Origin of the sequence: Lentilactobacillus sp. (assembly GCF_040773105.1) — a bacterium.
Classification (GTDB): Bacteria; Bacillota; Bacilli; order Lactobacillales; family Lactobacillaceae; genus Lentilactobacillus; species Lentilactobacillus parabuchneri.
The window spans coordinates 1-16,765 of record NZ_JAXGWW010000025.1; the positions used below are offsets into that span (position 1 = coordinate 1).

Here is a 16,765-nt window from a genome sequence, read left to right on the forward strand (position 1 = left end):
ATCGTTCTTTAGGCTTCACCAATGTTTTTAATAGCATGTTTAATTCCTCCAACTTAAGCTCTATACATCTATGATACCATAGCAAAATTTATAAAAGAACTGCAATAATTGATTATTCTCATTATTTTATAAAAAAATTAGAATAATTGCCAAAAAGAAAACCGGGGCAGCATTCACCACGGTTTCCAATTGATCAATAGATGATTAAAGTTGAGCCATACCATCAGCAGTTGTCTTCTGCAATGTTTCAGCTGAGGATTTCATTTGTGCTGCTTCATCTGCGCTCAGTGGCACTTCAATGACTTGTTGAATACCAGATGCATTGATAATGGCAGGAGAGCCAATGTAAACATCATGCAACCCATATTCGCCGTCCATTGGTGCGCCAACTGGCAGAACAGCATTTTCATCACGTAAGATCGCACGTGAAATTCTCATCAAACAAGTGGCAACACCATAGAATGTTGCGCCCTTACGATTGATAATTTCGTATGCTTTGTGACGAACTTGGTCTTCGATTGTTGCTAAATCATCAGTTGACAGGCCAGCTTCCTTGGCAACATCCAAGAGTGGGCGGCCACCGATTTGGGCAGCTGAATATGCGGCAAATTCTGAATCACCGTGTTCACCCAAAATGTAGGCGCTAACTGACTGTGAACTAACGTTAAGTTTCTTACCTAACGCAACTTGAAGTCGTGATGTATCCAAAGAAGTACCACTTCCAAATACACGATTCTTCGGGAATCCTGAGAACTTTTGAGCTGCATAAGTCAAAATATCAACAGGGTTGGCAGCAACAACGATGACTCCCTTGAAGCCGGAATCGACGAGGGGTGTGATAATTGACTGCATGATCTTTAGGTTCTTGTTAACAAGATCCAAACGAGTCTCACCAGGCTTTTGAGGTGCACCGGCGGTAATAATTGCCAGGTCAGCATCCGAACAGTCTTTGTAGTCACCGGAGTAAACGTGCTTTGGTGAAGTAAATACTTGAGCATCCTCGAGGTCTAATGCGTCACCCACGGTCTGTTCTTTAACAACATCAACGATCACAAATTCTTCGGCGAGCCCTTGTTGCATCATTGCAAACGCATACGATGAACCAACAGCACCGTCACCGATTAAAGCAACTTTTTGACGGTCTAAAGTCAAAACTATCATCTCCAAATTAGAATGTATTCCTTTTGGAACCGGTACCATTATAGCATGATCACGAGACCTACTTCACATAAAATCCTCTTTTATTTTTACTACTTAGCTAAAAGGCTGATTGCCGCACAGTATGATATAATTTGTATGTTAAATTAATTTTCCAACAGCTGAACAGCTTATGTTCAGCCATTTTGTGTTGGAAGAAACGTGAGGATGAACGACGAATGAAAATGATTGTCGGTTTAGGAAATATTGGCCCCCAGTACGAGGGTACGAGGCACAACACAGGATTTATAGTCGTTGAACAATTTGCCAAGAGCCATGACATGACGATTAAAACTCGGAAGATGAATGCCAAATACGGCTCCGGCTTTGTTAACGGTGAAAAAGTGATGGTGGTCGAACCCACGACGTTTATGAATGATTCCGGATTAGCAGTCCGGCCCCTGATGGATTACTTTGATATTGCCGTTAAAGATATTATCATCGTGCATGATGATATGGACTTGCCAGTTGGCAAGATTCGGATTAAGGATAAGGGGTCTGCCGGCGGCCACAACGGAATTAAGAGCATCATTGCCAGCGTCGGGACTGAAAATTTCGATCGGATTCGGGTTGGCATTGACCATCCTGATCACGGCAATACCGTCGTCAATTACGTTTTGGGACGTTTCGGCAAAGATCAGCTGCCCGTCTTTAAGCAGGCCGCTGACCATGCGGTTAACGCCTTAGATGACTGGATTGACGGCACCTCAATTCCAGACTTGGAAAATCGTTATAATTAGTGAAAGGACGATTAATTTGCAATTAGATCAACTACTAACAACAATTCCACAGTATTCGGACCTTATTTCAGGGTTAAAACCAGGCAGCCGCCAGTTGGTCACGGGAATTGGTGGGTCGGCTCGGACCTTGCTGATTGATAACCTGATCCAGTCAACTGATCGGCCAACCGTTGTCGTAGTTGATTCGCTGTTTCATGCTGACCAGCTGGTGAACGATTTATCAAATTTGCTGCCAGATGACCAGTTGTTTGAATTTCCTGTCGAGGAGATGGGCGCAGCCGAACTTGCGACCAGTTCACCAGAATATAAGGCACAACGAGTGCTGGCGCTTGATAAATTAGTCAGTGGTGAGCCGGCAGTGATCGTGACGTCGGTTTCCGGCGTGCGTCGGTTGTTACCGGCCAAGGAACAGTTCAAACAAGCTCGACTCACACTCAAGATGGACGGCACTTACGATCTGGAAAACTTAAAACTTCAGTTACATCAAATGGGGTACAGCTTTCAAAAAATGGTGGCGGCTCCGGGAGATTTTTCAATTCGGGGCTCAATTTTGGATATTTTTCCATTGAACCATCAAGATCCCGTTCGAATTGATTTCTTTGATACCGATGTTGATTCAATGCGAACCTTTGATGTTTCCAACCAGCGGAGTATCAAAAATATTGAAACCATCTCAATTTTGCCGGCAACCGACTTACTGATCGATAACGACCAACGAAAAGCGGTCGCTTCTCAATTAAGAAAAAGAATGATTGCAGAACAAAGCAAGTTTGAGTCAAAAGATGCCAAGAAATTAGCCGGCAACCTGGAATCTCAAATCATGGATCTCGAAAATGGGCTGAATGATCCACGGTGGCTGTTGTTTGCAGATATGATATATGGCAAGCAATATTCGCTGTTGGATTATCTCGATGAGAACGGGATCGTGATTCTTGACGATTATTCAAGAATTTCCGATGCTGCCCGTCAGCTTGAAAGCGATGACGGTGAGTGGCTGATGGATAAGATTCAGCATTTGGAAGTCTTGAAATCAACTACGTACACCAATGATTTCAAATCCGTGCTCACCAAAGATAAACACACAACTTTAATTCTGTCATTGTTCCAAAAGGGGATGGGCCGATTAAGGCTGAGTGCCATTATCGACATCACCGTTCGACCCATGCAGCAATTCTTCTCTCAAATGCCGATGCTTCGAACGGAAATTTTACGTTGGCAAAAAATGAAGCAGGCCGTCATCATCATGGTTCAAGATGAAAAGCGCCTGCAAAAAGTATCACTGACGCTGACTGATTTTGAGATTACCGCTACTCAAACTGATCAGGACCACATTTTGCCGCATCAGGTACAACTGATTGCTGGTAATTTGGACAATGGGTTTGAACTGCCTTTGGCAAATGTGGTGATTATTACTGAAAAAGAAATGTTTGGCACGGTCGCTAAGAAACGCCCTCGCCAGACGACGTTCAATAATGCTGAGCGAATCAAAAGTTATACCGATCTCAAACCGGGCGATTACGTGGTCCATGTTAATCACGGAATTGGTCGGTATGAAGGCATGAAAACGATGGAGGTCGACGGCAAGCACCAAGATTACCTGACGATTTCCTATAAGGATGATGCCCAGCTGTTTATTCCGGTAACACAGCTGAACCTGATTCAAAAATACGTGTCGTCTGAGGATAAACACCCGCGGATCAATAAACTGGGTGGCAGCGAGTGGGCGAAAACCAAGGCCAAAGTGGCTTCCAAGATTGAAGACATTGCCGATGAATTGATTGATTTGTATGCCAAACGAAGTGCAGAAAAAGGATACGCCTACCCCCAAGACGATTCTCTGCAGGCGGAATTTGAAGCGGCCTTTCCATACTCCGAAACCCCGGATCAACTCCGAAGCGCAACGGAAATCAAGCAGGATATGGAACGTCAACATCCAATGGACCGTTTGTTAGTCGGCGATGTCGGTTACGGAAAGACGGAAGTTGCTTTAAGAGCGGCCTTTAAAGCGATTGAAGTCGGAAAACAAGTTGCCTTCTTAGTGCCAACGACCATTTTAGCTCAGCAGCATTACGAGACCATGCTGGATCGTTTCCGCGACTACCCCATTAGTGTCAGAGTTTTGTCACGTTTCCAAACAACCAAGCAGGTCCGAGAAACGCTGGCTGGACTCAAAGACGGCACGGTGGACGTCGTTGTTGGAACTCATCGGTTGCTCTCAAAGGATGTTAAATTCAATAACCTCGGCTTATTAATTATTGATGAGGAACAGCGTTTTGGTGTCAAGCATAAGGAGCGAATTAAAGAGATGCGCGCGGATGTCGACGTCTTGACGTTGACGGCGACACCGATTCCACGAACACTGAATATGTCCATGATGGGCGTTCGGGACTTATCAGTCATTGAGACGCCACCGTCCAACCGATATCCAATTCAAACATACGTGATTGAACAAAATGCCGGCACGATTCGAGAAGCAATTGAACGGGAAATGGCCCGCGGCGGCCAGGTCTTTTATCTCCATAACCGCGTCTCAGATATCGAAAAGACCGTCGAGCAGATCAGTGCATTGGTTCCCGAAGCCCGGGTGGGATACATCCATGGGCAAATGTCGGAAAATCAAATGGAAGATATTTTGTACGATTTCATTAATGGTGAATATGACGTCCTGGTGACGACAACCATTATTGAAACCGGCGTCGATATTCCAAACGTCAACACGTTATTCGTTGAGAATGCGGATCGAATGGGTCTTTCCCAGCTCTATCAACTACGTGGACGGATTGGCAGAAGCAGCCGGGTTGCCTATGCCTATTTCATGTATCAACCCAATAAGGTATTAACTGAGATCGGTGAAAAACGACTCGAGGCAATCCGTGACTTTACGGAACTGGGTTCAGGCTTCAAGATTGCCATGCGCGATTTGTCAATTCGTGGTGCGGGAAATCTGTTAGGTAAACAACAACACGGATTCGTTGATTCGGTGGGGTATGATTTGTATACACAAATGTTATCCGACGCCGTAACCAAGAAACGGGGCAAAGAATTTGAGTACCGCACGGATGCGACGATCGAATTATCGTTGGAAGCCTATCTGCCAAGCGATTACATTTCGGATAACCAACAAAAAATTGAATTATACAAACGGATTCGCCAAATTGAAAATGAAGACCAGCTGCATGAGGTTGAAGACGATTTGATCGATCGGTTCGGAGATTATCCTGAACCGGTGGCTAATTTGTTGAAAATTTCTCAGCTGAAGATGTTTGCCGATTACGCAATGGTTGATAAAATTCATCAAGAAGCGCCTAAGATTACCATCACGTTCTCGCCGCGAGCAGCCACTGAATTTTCCAGTAAAGAATTACTCGAAGCGATTGCTCAGACGAAGTTTCGGGCAACCATCAATACAAATAATGATCAGTATCAAATTCAACTCATTGTTCAGCCCAATATGAAAAAATGGTTGGACGGTTTAATTGCATTAGTCAAACAATTGTCACAGACGCGAAACATGCATCGGACAAACCATAAGGTAAAGAGTCATGAAAAATAGGTCTAGAAGAAAACAGGTTTTGGCCGGCACGCTCCTGCTGACAATTGCTTCTTTTGTCGCGAAGCTGTTAAGCGCGGTTTATCGCATTCCGTTTCAAAATATGGTGGGCAACATTGGCTTTTACGTTTACCAACAAATCTATCCAATCTATGGCATTGGGATGACGTTTGCCCTGACAGGCCTTCCGGTATTTATTTCGAAGCTGGTTGTCGATACCAGGGAGCCTGAAAATCAAGTGGCACTGGTGTTTCGGATTCAACGGATTTTACTTGTCATTTGCCTGGTTATCTTTTGTATCCTACAATTTGGCGCCGGGTTAATTGCTGTCAGGATGGACGACTCTCGGTTGACCCCTGTCATTCAATCGGTCAGCTGGATGTTTTTACTGATTCCATTTCTATCATCATGGCGGGGCTATTTTCAAGGCAAAATGGAAATGCGGCCGACTGCTTACTCACAAGTCATTGAGCAAATTGTCCGGGTATCGGTTATTTTGGTTGTTGCCTACTGGGCAACACATCATGCAGTCACCCCATACAAAATGGGGCAGTTTGCGATGTTATCTGCGCCGATTGCCGGTGTGTTTGCACTAACCGTTATTCTGGCTTGGGTCTGGGTGCATCGACCAGTTCGGCGCACCGCAAAAAGTATCGCTGAAATGAGGCAGCAGCCGCTTGTTTCACGAATCCTGCTTGAGGGCGGGACGCTTTGCCTGGTGTCTGCCGTGATGCTCCTGCTGCAATTAGCCGACTCATTTTCAGTTGTTTCCGGGCTGCGGTCTTTTGGTTACGCATTGGGGGCGGCCCAAAACATCAAGGGAATTTACGATCGCTCTCAGACGCTGGTGCAATTGGGGCAGGTATTGAGTACGGCATCGGTGACAGCAGTTCTTCCGGGGTTGGTCATGGCCCACAAGCGGCATCAAGACGTTACCTTCGAGCATATTGCAACGACTAATTTGAGGACCAATTTGGCACTATCGCTGGCGATGAGCGTTGGCCTGTTCGCACTGATGCCAGAGGTCAACCGGTTATTGTTCTCTTCGGCTGAGTTAAACGGAACCATCAGCCTTTACTGCACCAGCATTGTTCTGACGAGTGTTTTGATGACCTATAACGCCATTTTGCAGAGTAAAAATCAGTATAAAAATACAATGGCTGCGATTTTGTTTGGCTTTGTCGTCAAGCTTTTGATCAATCAACCACTCATTGCATATTTTGGAATTATTGGCGCCAGCATGGCAACTTTGTTAAGCTTGGTGTCAATGGTTCTCTTATTGCACCTTTTAGCCCGCCGTGATCTCCAGAGATTAATCTCTGGTATGCAGGTGGTTAAGCTCAGTGTGGTTCTGGGATTAATGTGGTTGGCCGTTCATTCTGCGGTGGTGGTTGTGAATGCGATGAGTCCAATTACCAGTCTTCGGTTACAGGCCTTGGTGATTGCCGTTGTTTGTATTCCGGTGGGCATCATCTTTTTCTTTGGGGGATGTCTCGTCTTAAACGTCTTCAGTGTTCGTGAATGGCTGGCAATTCCGCTGGTCAGCAAGTACATTAAAATTAAAGGAGTTCCAACTCATGAGAATCGATAAATTTTTAAAGGTTTCAAGAATTATTAAGCGCCGATCCGTTGCGAAGGAAATTGCCGACAAGGGCCGCATTTTCATTAACGGCCGGGCTGCCAAGTCATCGACTGAAGTCAAGCCAAACGATGAGGTTGTCATCAAGTTTGGAAATAAGACACTGACGGTTTTAGTGAAGCAGCTGCTTGACACGACAAAAAAAGACGATGCCGAGCAAATGTATGAAATTAAGTCAGAATCGTATGAACACGATTATCGTAACGAATAGTTTCGATTTGATAAAAAAGTTTGAAAACATCCTGAATCATATAGACAAACGTTCATTTATTGGTATAATTTATTTATAGAACGTGTGAATGATCGGGGGATTTAGCATGATGCAACAACGTGGGAAGATTCAAAAGCTTGACAACGATTTTACGCGTCGTCGAGAAATTGAGCTCAATAATTCTAAAGTTACCGCTGTTTTGTCTGACAGACGAAAAAAGCGGGCAATGATTATCTGTGCCGTCTTCCTATTTTTTGCGTCAATTTTCCTGATCCAAATTGTCCGAGCAAAGGTTAACTATGCGGATGTTAATACGAGAATTGCCAGACAACAGAAACATTTAAAAAAGCAACAGGCGGATCATAAAGTTCTTAAGGCTCAGGTGGCTCAACTCAATGATAAAAGCTACGTTGAGCAAATCATTCGGGACCGCTACTACTACACGAAGCCAGGGGAAACCGTTTATAGTTTTCCTAACAAAGCACCGAAAGATGTTAATGATTACGATGTTAAATAAAAACCAGCGATGGGCAGCATCGCTGGTTTTTATTTGCATATTTGAATGTACGTCTTAAAATAAAATATGATATACTTGTTACACTATTACATGGGAGGAACATTTTTTTAGATGGCAATTGAAGTTGGAGAAAAAGTTAACGGTAAAGTTTCCGGAATCACAAATTTTGGTGCATTTATTGATTTAGGTGATCATCGAACCGGTTTGGTTCATATCAGCGAAGTTTCTGACGGATTTGTTAAGGATATTCATGATGTTTTGAAGGTTGGCGATGACGTAACGGTTAAAGTCCTTAAGATTGAGGGCAATAACAAGATCAGCTTATCAATTCGAAAAGCATCAGATACACATGAACATGAAGAATCCCGTAACGAAAGTCATTCTCACAGAAGCAATCACGACAACGAGCATGAAAGCCATGAAAATCACGGTGGTCATGAGAATCGTGGGTATCATTCAAGAAATAACGGCGGTGCTCGTAACAGCCATTCTGATAGCCATGGCGAGAGCTTTGATGATATGATGTCTGGCTTCCTGAAGGAAAGCGAGGATCGGTTATCGACACTTCGTAAGAATACCGAAGGCAAACGTGGGGGCCGTGGCGGTCGTCGAAGTTAACAATCATTTGGATAGATAATAATTTCTTGGTGGCTGGGGCAAAAACAACTGTTTGCGCCGGCCATATTTGTGTTCTAAATGAACCGATTGTCAGGTAGGAGGTTCAAATGGATTTACAAGCACGTTTTAATGCAATTGTGGCGCGCCATCATTGGTGGGATGACGGCGAGCGGATTGTCATCGCGGTATCGACCGGCGTTGATTCCATGGTTCTGCTCCACTTGGTTGAACATTTGACCAGAAAACGTCCGGAGATTATTGTGGCTTACGTTGATCATCAACTGCGGGAACAAAGTCGCCAAGAAAGCCGATACATCCGTGCCTATTGTCGGGACCATCAGCTGCAGCTACAAGAAACAGCTTGGCCAATTGAACAGCACCCAAAATCCGGTGTGGAGGCGGCTGCCAGAGCATTTCGCTATGACTGGTTCAACCAGTTGCTCAGAAAGTATCAGGCCAATGTCTTACTAACGGCTCATCATGGTGATGATTTAGCTGAGACGGTTTTGATGAAATGGGTGCGTGGCGGACAGCTCAATGCGTTGTCCGGCATTCAAGAAAGTCGTCAATTCCGTGGTGCCACCATGGTTCGACCGCTTTTGAGTTTTAGCAAGCAGGAACTTTACGATTTTGCGGTGGCAGCTCACATACGCTGGTTTGAAGATCAGACGAATCAAGAGTTGCAAGTGGAAAGAAACCGAATTCGCCACCAAGTGGTCCCGGTATTGAAGCAGGAGAATCCCCACATGCTGGATCACGTATTGGATTATTCAATTCAAATTCAAGAAACACTGAATGTTGTCCGAGAATTAACGGCGCCGATTGTCGATCAAGCGGTTACGGTAACGGATTTTAGTCAGCCAACGATTAATTTGAATGTCCTTAGCCGTTATTCACAATCGGTCGTCCGAGTTGTTTTGCAATCGATTCTTGAAGACCGCCTGCATTTCAAGGACGTTTCCCAAAAACAGCTTGATATGTTGTATCGGCTGGCAACCAATCCGGCTAGACCACAGGGACAACTTTATCTGGAAGGCGGCTGGCGGGTCGTCCGCTCCTATCAGCAACTCACAATCGTTCAAGAAGATAAAATTTTCGCTGAAAAGTCTAAAATCAAACCTGATTTTATGGTAATATTAGACAGATGGTACTCGATTGACGAGACCTTAAAAATTGGTGTTTTTCGTGATGAACAGCCATTTTTAATGGACAAGGTTTACCACTTTGACTTGGCGGACAGCGACTTTCCATTATGCGTCCGCCCGGCAAATGCCAACGACCGAATTGCCCTGACAAATGGTGGTCATCAACGCGTCAATCGGGTTTTGATCAATGCCAAGATCCCAAGTATCAAGCGAAAGCAGATCAGCGTGTTGGCAACGGCAAGCGGGACTGTGTTGTCCGTGTTAGGCGTTAAAGCCGCCTTTTATCGCAGTGTAGCTGAGACAACACACACTTATTTTCTCGTTGAAAGACATGTTGATCAATAATTAAAAGAAAAGGACTTAGTGATGAATAACGACATCTTGAAGATTTTGTACAGCAAGGATGAAATCGACTCGGCCTGCCAACGGCTTGGGAAAGAAATTTCGCAAGCGTATGCAGGTAAAGTACCGGTTGTCATCGGTGTTTTAAAGGGCGCCATTTTTTTCATGACGGATATTGCCAGACACGTTGACGGCTACATGCAAATCGATTTTGTCGATGTTTCCAGTTACCATGGTGGCACGAGTTCTTCTGGGACCGTTGAGCTTCTTCAAGACATCAATACCGATATTTCCGGTAGGGACGTTTTGATTGTCGAAGACATTGTCGATACGGGTCGAACGCTGAGATTTTTGCTGGACCTGTTTGACAAGCGCGGCGCCAACTCCGTCAAAGTATGTACATTGCTTGATAAACCGGCCGCACGAATTGTGGGTGCCGATTCGGATTTTATCGGATTTAAGGTTCCAAATGAGTTTTTAGTCGGGTATGGTCTTGATTATGATGAAAAGTATCGTAACCTGCCATACATCGGGGTGTTAAAGCCCGAAATTTATACGAACAATTAATAGTCAAAAAAGGTCAAGTGTGTTAGTATTTTGACTATCAACATGAAAAATATTTAATTTTGAGGAGGACGTTGATGAACTCGAATAAAAATGGGCTTTTTAAGAATAGTCTGTTTTACATTGTCATATTTTTGCTGATCATGGGCGTTATCTATTTCTTTAACGGAAATACTAACCAAACCACATCGCAAGAAATCCAATCGAGCCAGTTTGTAAAGGACTTGAAGGATGACAAGGTAAAAAACTTTTCCGTACAACCAAATGGTGGCGTCTATAAGGTAACAGGGACTTATCGAAACGGCCAGAAGGTTCAGGTACAATCCGGATTGATTGGTGGAAATCAGACTCAATCCAAAGAAGTCACTAAATTCACAACAACCGTTCTTGAGAACAACTCCTCAATTGCTGAAATCACCAAGGCTGCGCAATCTCACAATGTTAAGATGAACGCTAAGCCGGAAGAGTCAAGTGGCTTTTGGGTAAATCTTTTGGTTTACGTATTGCCACTGCTGTTGTTTATCTGGTTCTTCTACATGATGATGGGCCGTGCTGGCGGTCAGGGCGGTGGAAATGGCAAAGTGATGAGCTTTGGCAAATCCAAGGCTAAACCAGCCGACAGTAAGCAAAATAAGGTTCGGTTCTCAGATGTTGCCGGTGAAGAGGAAGAAAAACAAGAACTTGTTGAAGTTGTTGAATTTCTGAAAGATCCAAGGAAGTTTACAACATTAGGTGCCACTATCCCACATGGGGTTTTACTTGAGGGACCTCCTGGTACTGGTAAGACTTTGCTTGCCAAAGCCGTTGCCGGTGAAGCCGGTGTGCCATTCTACTCAATCTCTGGTTCAGATTTCGTTGAAATGTTTGTTGGTGTTGGTGCCAGCCGTGTTCGTGACTTGTTTGATCAAGCCAAGAAGGCCGCTCCAGCCATCATCTTTATTGATGAAATTGATGCCGTCGGTCGTCGACGTGGTGCCGGTATGGGCGGGGGTCACGATGAACGTGAACAAACCCTTAACCAATTGCTGGTTGAAATGGATGGTTTTAGCGGCAATGAAGGTGTCATTGTCATTGCAGCTACCAACCGTGCCGATGTCTTGGATCCCGCTTTGACTCGTCCGGGTCGTTTTGACCGGAAGATTTTGGTTGGGCGTCCTGACATTAACGGCCGTGAAGCTATTTTGAAAGTTCATTCAAAGAACAAGCCATTGGCCAACGATGTCGATTTGCATGAAATTGCTAAGCAGACACCCGGATTTGTTGGTGCCGATTTGGCCAACTTGCTGAACGAAGCTGCTTTATTGGCTGCTCGTCGCAACAAGACCCAGATTGATGCCAGCGATATGGATGAGGCGGAAGATCGAGTCATTGCCGGTCCTGCCAAACGAAATCGAGTGATCTCCAAAGAGGAACGGGCAACGGTTGCCTACCATGAAGCCGGCCATACGGTTGTTGGATTGGTCTTAAACGATGCCAGAGTGGTTCACAAAGTAACCATTGTTCCTCGTGGTCGTGCCGGCGGATACGCTATCATGCTGCCACGTGAAGATCAACAGTTGATGTCCAAGAAAGACGCCATGGAGCAGATCGCCGGATTAATGGGTGGTCGTGCTGCCGAAGAAATTGTCTTTGACTCACAATCTTCAGGGGCATCCAATGACTTTGAGCAAGCAACCAATCTTGCCAGAGCAATGGTTACCCAATACGGAATGAGTAAGCGACTCGGACCTGTCCAGCTTGAAAACCCCGCTCAGGATACTTATGGGCCAAGGTATTCACAAGAGACCGGTGCCGCAGTTGATGAAGAAGTTCGTCGTTTGACGAATGAAGCTCATGATACTGCTAAGAAGATTATCGAAGAGCATCGTGACAAGCACAAGCTGATTGCCGAAGCACTTCTGAAGTATGAAACACTTGATGAAAAGCAGATCCTCTCTCTCTGGAATACAGGCAAAATGCCTGAAAGTACAGACACGAGTGAATTTCCAAGTGAACGGGCAGCGACATTTGAAGAAGCTAAACGTGAACTTGAACGCAAAGAAGCTGAACGTCAAGCAGCTTTGGAGAAAGATCATGGCGAATCAACCAACTCCGACAGTTCAACGGCCGATCAGTCGACTGATACTGGTTCGGATGAGGCTGAAACTCCGGATGATGTGCCAAACAATGATCAACCAAAAGATAATAATCACAATGATGACGATAATAATTAGTTGAATATTTTAAAAATGAGTTTAGGGTAAAGTTATCTCTAAGCTCGTTTTTATTTTGATGAGGTGAAAAATAAATGAATGATTATTTGGTAAAAGCAACAACGACAGATGGCATGTTTCGAGCCTATGCAGTCAATGCAAAACAGCTTGTCGCAACGGCACAATCCGATCATGACACTTGGAGCGCTTCTTCAGCTGCTTTAGGCCGGACCTTGATTGGAACCGTTATGTTGGCCGAGTCGGTTGAAAAGAACGGTGAGGCGGTGACAGTCAAAATTGATGGAAAGGGCCCAGTTGGTCAGATTGTCGCCGATAGTGATTCAAACGGTCACGTAAAGGGATATATTCAAAATCCCCACGTTCACTTACCGTTAAATGATCAGCATAAAATCGACGTTGGCAAGGCTGTCGGTATTAACGGTTTTATTGAAGTGAGCAGAGCGGCCGAGGGTGAAGACCCTTATACGGGAAGTGTTCCGTTAACGTCCGGGGAAATTGGGGACGATTTTACTTTCTACTTGGCACAGTCAGAACAGATTCCTTCCGCAGTTGGCGTTTCCGTGTTTGTGAACGATGACAATTCGATTGGCGCTGCGGGTGGTTATATGATTCAGGTGCTGCCTGATGCGACCGAAGATGCGATTAACAAAGTCGTCGACCGGATTAAAGAGATCCCCATGATCTCAGAACTGCTATTGGACAATCAAAGCCCTGAGGACATTTTAGAGCTGATTTTTGGCAAGGGGCAGCTTCACTTTCTTCAGACGATTCCAGTCGAATTTTCGTGCAATTGCTCTAAGTTCCGCTTTGGTCGAGACTTGGAAGGAATTCCGGTTCCCCAATTGGAAACAATGCTAAAAGAGGACCATGGGATTGACGTTACCTGCAACTTCTGTGGCAAACAGTACCATTACAACGAAGAAGAGTTGACAAAAATTATTAAAGTTGCCCAATCAAAGGCGACCAAGTAATTGATGCTATGCCTTTAGCTGGATTTGTGATACGATAGCAATCGGAATTTCTCGAATGCTGGAACAATTTTTGAGGTGAGAAAATGAAATGGAATATCGGTAACGTCACGATTCCCAATCAAGTTGTTGTCGCCCCGATGGCTGGAGTGACCAATTCTGCATTTAGAATTATTTGCAAGGAATTTGGGGCTGGCCTGGTGGTCTGCGAAATGATTTCTGATCGTGGCATCATGTACAAAAATAAAAAGACGCTGGATATGATGTTCGTGGACGCCCGTGAACATCCGATGAGTATTCAGATTTTTGGCGGGACGAAGGAAACGTTAGTGGAAGCCGCTAAATTTGTTGACCAAAATACCGCTGCAGACATCATCGATATCAATATGGGCTGCCCAGTCAACAAGGTTGTCAAGACTGATGCAGGTGCCCGATGGCTGCTTGACCCCAACAAGGTCTATGAGATGGTTTCATATGTGACAGACGCCGTTAAGAAGCCGGTAACCGTTAAGATGCGGACTGGCTGGGACGACGATCATATTTACGCTGTCGAGAATGCACTTGCAGCAGAACGCGCCGGTGCATCCGCATTGGCAATGCATGGGCGGACTCGTAAGCAAATGTATGAGGGCCATGCGGATTGGACTATTTTAAAGCAGGTCGCAGATGAAATTCACATTCCCTTCATGGGTAATGGGGACGTTAGAACTCCGCAAGATGCCAAAAAGATGTTGACTGAGGTCGGTGCCGATGCGGTTATGATGGGTCGCGCTGTGGAAGGGAACCCTTGGATTCTTAAACAGACGCAGCATTACCTTGAAACTGGTGAATTATTAAGTGAGCCAACGCCAGCTGAAAAAGTGGCGACTGCTAAGGAACATCTTCACAGGTTGGTTGAACTGAAGGGTGATTATGTGGGTTCTCATGAGTTCCGTGGGCAAGCTGGCTATTATTTGAAGGGAATTGCACATTCAGCCCGGACAAAAGTCGCTTTGACCAACGCGTCTGGTGAGAAAGCTATGAACGATATTTTTGATGAATTTCTCGAGAAAAATGCTCAAAGAAAAGCCCGTCAGCACCGGATTGCACAATAAATCCGGCGCTTTTTGTGTTATGATTATTAATAGTTAATTTTCAATTAGGAGGTTTCACAGTGGCCAAAGATAAAGAAATGAATGATCAGATGATTGTCCGTCGCCAGAAGATGGATGAATTGCGTAAAGAAGGAATTGATCCATTTGGACATCGGTTCGTACGTACATATCTCGCAGAACAGCTCCACGCGGATTTTGACGATGAAGACAAAGATGAATTGATGGAAAAAGACAAGAAGGTTACCATCGCGGGTAGAATGATTGCCAAACGTGGTAAGGGCAAGGTTGGGTTTGCCGATTTAAAAGATCGAACCGGTAAAATTCAAATTTATGTCAGAAAAGATATTGTCGGAGAAGATGTCTATCATATTTTCAAACGATCGGATATTGGAGATCACCTGGGAATTTCAGGACAAATCATCAAAACCGATATGGGTGAACTGACGGTTCGCGCCGAATCAGTGACATTTTTGTCTAAAGCATTGCGGCCATTGCCTGACAAGTATCATGGTTTAAAGGACAAAGAACAACGGTATCGTCAACGGTACTTGGATTTAATTTCAAATGACGACAGCTTTGATCGTTTTGTTAAGCGAACAAAGATTATTTCTGCCGTTCGTAAATATCTTGATTCAAATGATTATCAGGAAGTGGAAACGCCAGTTTTGCATAATCAAGCTGGTGGTGCCAATGCGCGTCCATTTATTACCCATCACAACGCGTTAAATATTGATTTGTACTTACGAATCGCCCTGGAACTTCACTTAAAGCGGTTGATTGTTGGTGGCTTGGAACGGGTTTATGAAATTGGCCGAGTATTTAGAAATGAAGGGATGGATACCCGTCACAACCCTGAGTTTACGATGCTTGAATCCTACGTTGCCTACTTTGATTTCAATGATGTGATGGATGAGACTGAAGGTATCTTCAAAGCAGCCGCTTCAGCTGTAACCGATGATAATGTTGTGACATATCAGGGGCATACAGTTGACTTAAACAAGCCATTTAAGCGTCAGCACATGGTCGATGCCATTAAGGAATATGCTGGGATTGATTTTTGGAAGCCAATGTCTGATGATGATGCGAAGAAATTAGCGGATGAACATCACATTCACTATGAACAATGGTGGAAGACCGGTCATATTATTAATGCCTTTTTCGAGGAACTTGTACAGCCTAAGCTCGAACAGCCGACTTTCATCTACGGCCATCCGGTTGAAATTTCACCGTTGGCTAAGAAGAACCATGATGATCCTCGATTTACCGATCGGTTTGAGCTTTACATCTGCACCAATGAATTTGCGAATGCCTTTTCTGAGTTAAACGATCCAATTGACCAACGTGAGCGTTTTGAGGCTCAGGTTAAAGAGCGTCAAGAGGGTAATGACGAAGCAGAAGGCATCGATGAAGATTATATTGAGGCTCTGGAGTATGGTATGCCGCCTACAGGTGGTCTCGGAATTGGAATTGATCGGTTAGTCATGCTTTTAACTGACGCCCCATCAATTCGAGACGTGATTTTATTTCCAACGATGCGCCCCGAAGATAATACGACTAATGACTAATATTTTGATTGAGCAATCCATTAAGTTGGGTTGCTTTTTTGTTTTTCAAGGGTCAAATGAATGATCTGATGATCAATCACAGTTGGCTCGTAAAAACAAAATTGATTAATTGTCAATTTATCCTTGACGCGGGCCTTGATTTTCGATATATTTATATATGCTGATTCGAAGGGGTACACAACGGAACGTGATTATGAAAAATGTTTTTGTTGACATCATCTTATCAGCGTGGTATATTTAAATAGTTGTCGCGAGAGATGATTTCATCGCTCTGACAACCAAGTAGACCTTTGAAAACTGAACAAAATTTTCGACAAACAAATGTGCAGGGCGCTTCGATTTTTAATCGGAGCCAAACATTTGCGAAGTCAATTCGTAAAACAAATAATAAATTAAATCATG

13 protein-coding genes are annotated in these 16,765 nt (G+C 44.4%); 12 read left to right on the forward strand and 1 reads right to left on the reverse strand.

The annotated features are described in order from the left end of the window. Positions 1-204: 204 nt before the first annotated feature. Positions 205-1,161 (reverse strand): L-lactate dehydrogenase, encoded by a 957-nt coding sequence (locus AB3112_RS02445; RefSeq protein WP_057908975.1) that lies wholly within the window; start codon positions 1,159-1,161, stop codon positions 205-207. Between the two features lie 215 nt (positions 1,162-1,376). Here AB3112_RS02445 and pth point away from each other — a divergent pair, with 215 nt between their 5' ends. The 12 genes from pth to lysS all read left to right on the forward strand — a co-directional run bounded on the left by pth (position 1,377) and on the right by lysS (position 16,363). Further along, positions 1,377-1,937 carry an aminoacyl-tRNA hydrolase gene (gene pth, locus AB3112_RS02450; protein WP_084974905.1) on the forward strand — a complete coding sequence of 187 codons (561 nt, stop codon included), beginning with the start codon at positions 1,377-1,379 and terminating at the stop codon, positions 1,935-1,937. A 16-nt stretch (positions 1,938-1,953) separates the two neighbouring features. Next, positions 1,954-5,490, forward strand: a complete 3,537-nt coding sequence (mfd, locus tag AB3112_RS02455) for a transcription-repair coupling factor (protein ID WP_367333905.1) — start codon at positions 1,954-1,956, stop codon at positions 5,488-5,490. Then, positions 5,480-7,078: an oligosaccharide flippase family protein gene (locus tag AB3112_RS02460; protein ID WP_367333906.1), complete on the forward strand. Its 1,599-nt coding sequence runs from the start codon at positions 5,480-5,482 to the stop codon at positions 7,076-7,078. The genes mfd and AB3112_RS02460 overlap by 11 nt, the downstream gene beginning before the upstream one ends. Further along, entirely contained in the window at positions 7,065-7,337 is a 273-nt protein-coding gene (locus tag AB3112_RS02465) for an RNA-binding S4 domain-containing protein (RefSeq protein WP_057908921.1), read from the forward strand. Before AB3112_RS02460 ends, AB3112_RS02465 begins: the two co-directional genes overlap by 14 nt. A 106-nt stretch (positions 7,338-7,443) precedes the next feature. Beyond that, positions 7,444-7,854: a septum formation initiator family protein gene (locus AB3112_RS02470; protein WP_057908920.1), complete on the forward strand. Its 411-nt coding sequence runs from the start codon at positions 7,444-7,446 to the stop codon at positions 7,852-7,854. Between the two features lie 111 nt (positions 7,855-7,965). Then, complete coding sequence (locus AB3112_RS02475; RefSeq protein ID WP_084974909.1) at positions 7,966-8,472, forward strand: S1 domain-containing RNA-binding protein; 507 nt, start codon at positions 7,966-7,968, stop codon at positions 8,470-8,472. 107 nt (positions 8,473-8,579) lie between these two features. Continuing rightward, a complete protein-coding gene (gene tilS / locus AB3112_RS02480) occupies positions 8,580-9,962 on the forward strand; it encodes a tRNA lysidine(34) synthetase TilS (protein ID WP_084974912.1) in 1,383 nt (460 codons plus the stop codon). Between the two features lie 21 nt (positions 9,963-9,983). Further along, positions 9,984-10,526: a hypoxanthine phosphoribosyltransferase gene (hpt, locus tag AB3112_RS02485; RefSeq protein ID WP_084974914.1), complete on the forward strand. Its 543-nt coding sequence runs from the start codon at positions 9,984-9,986 to the stop codon at positions 10,524-10,526. A gap of 74 nt (positions 10,527-10,600) precedes the next feature. Continuing rightward, positions 10,601-12,736, forward strand: coding sequence for an ATP-dependent zinc metalloprotease FtsH (ftsH, locus tag AB3112_RS02490; RefSeq protein WP_084974917.1), 2,136 nt, complete (start codon positions 10,601-10,603; stop codon positions 12,734-12,736). A gap of 74 nt (positions 12,737-12,810) precedes the next feature. Then, positions 12,811-13,707 (forward strand): Hsp33 family molecular chaperone HslO, encoded by an 897-nt coding sequence (gene hslO / locus AB3112_RS02495; RefSeq protein WP_057908915.1) that lies wholly within the window; start codon positions 12,811-12,813, stop codon positions 13,705-13,707. Between the two features lie 83 nt (positions 13,708-13,790). After that, positions 13,791-14,798: a tRNA dihydrouridine synthase DusB gene (dusB, locus tag AB3112_RS02500; protein ID WP_084998475.1), complete on the forward strand. Its 1,008-nt coding sequence runs from the start codon at positions 13,791-13,793 to the stop codon at positions 14,796-14,798. 59 nt (positions 14,799-14,857) lie between these two features. Beyond that, positions 14,858-16,363: a lysine--tRNA ligase gene (gene lysS / locus AB3112_RS02505; RefSeq protein ID WP_057908913.1), complete on the forward strand. Its 1,506-nt coding sequence runs from the start codon at positions 14,858-14,860 to the stop codon at positions 16,361-16,363. Positions 16,364-16,765: the final 402 nt, after the last annotated feature.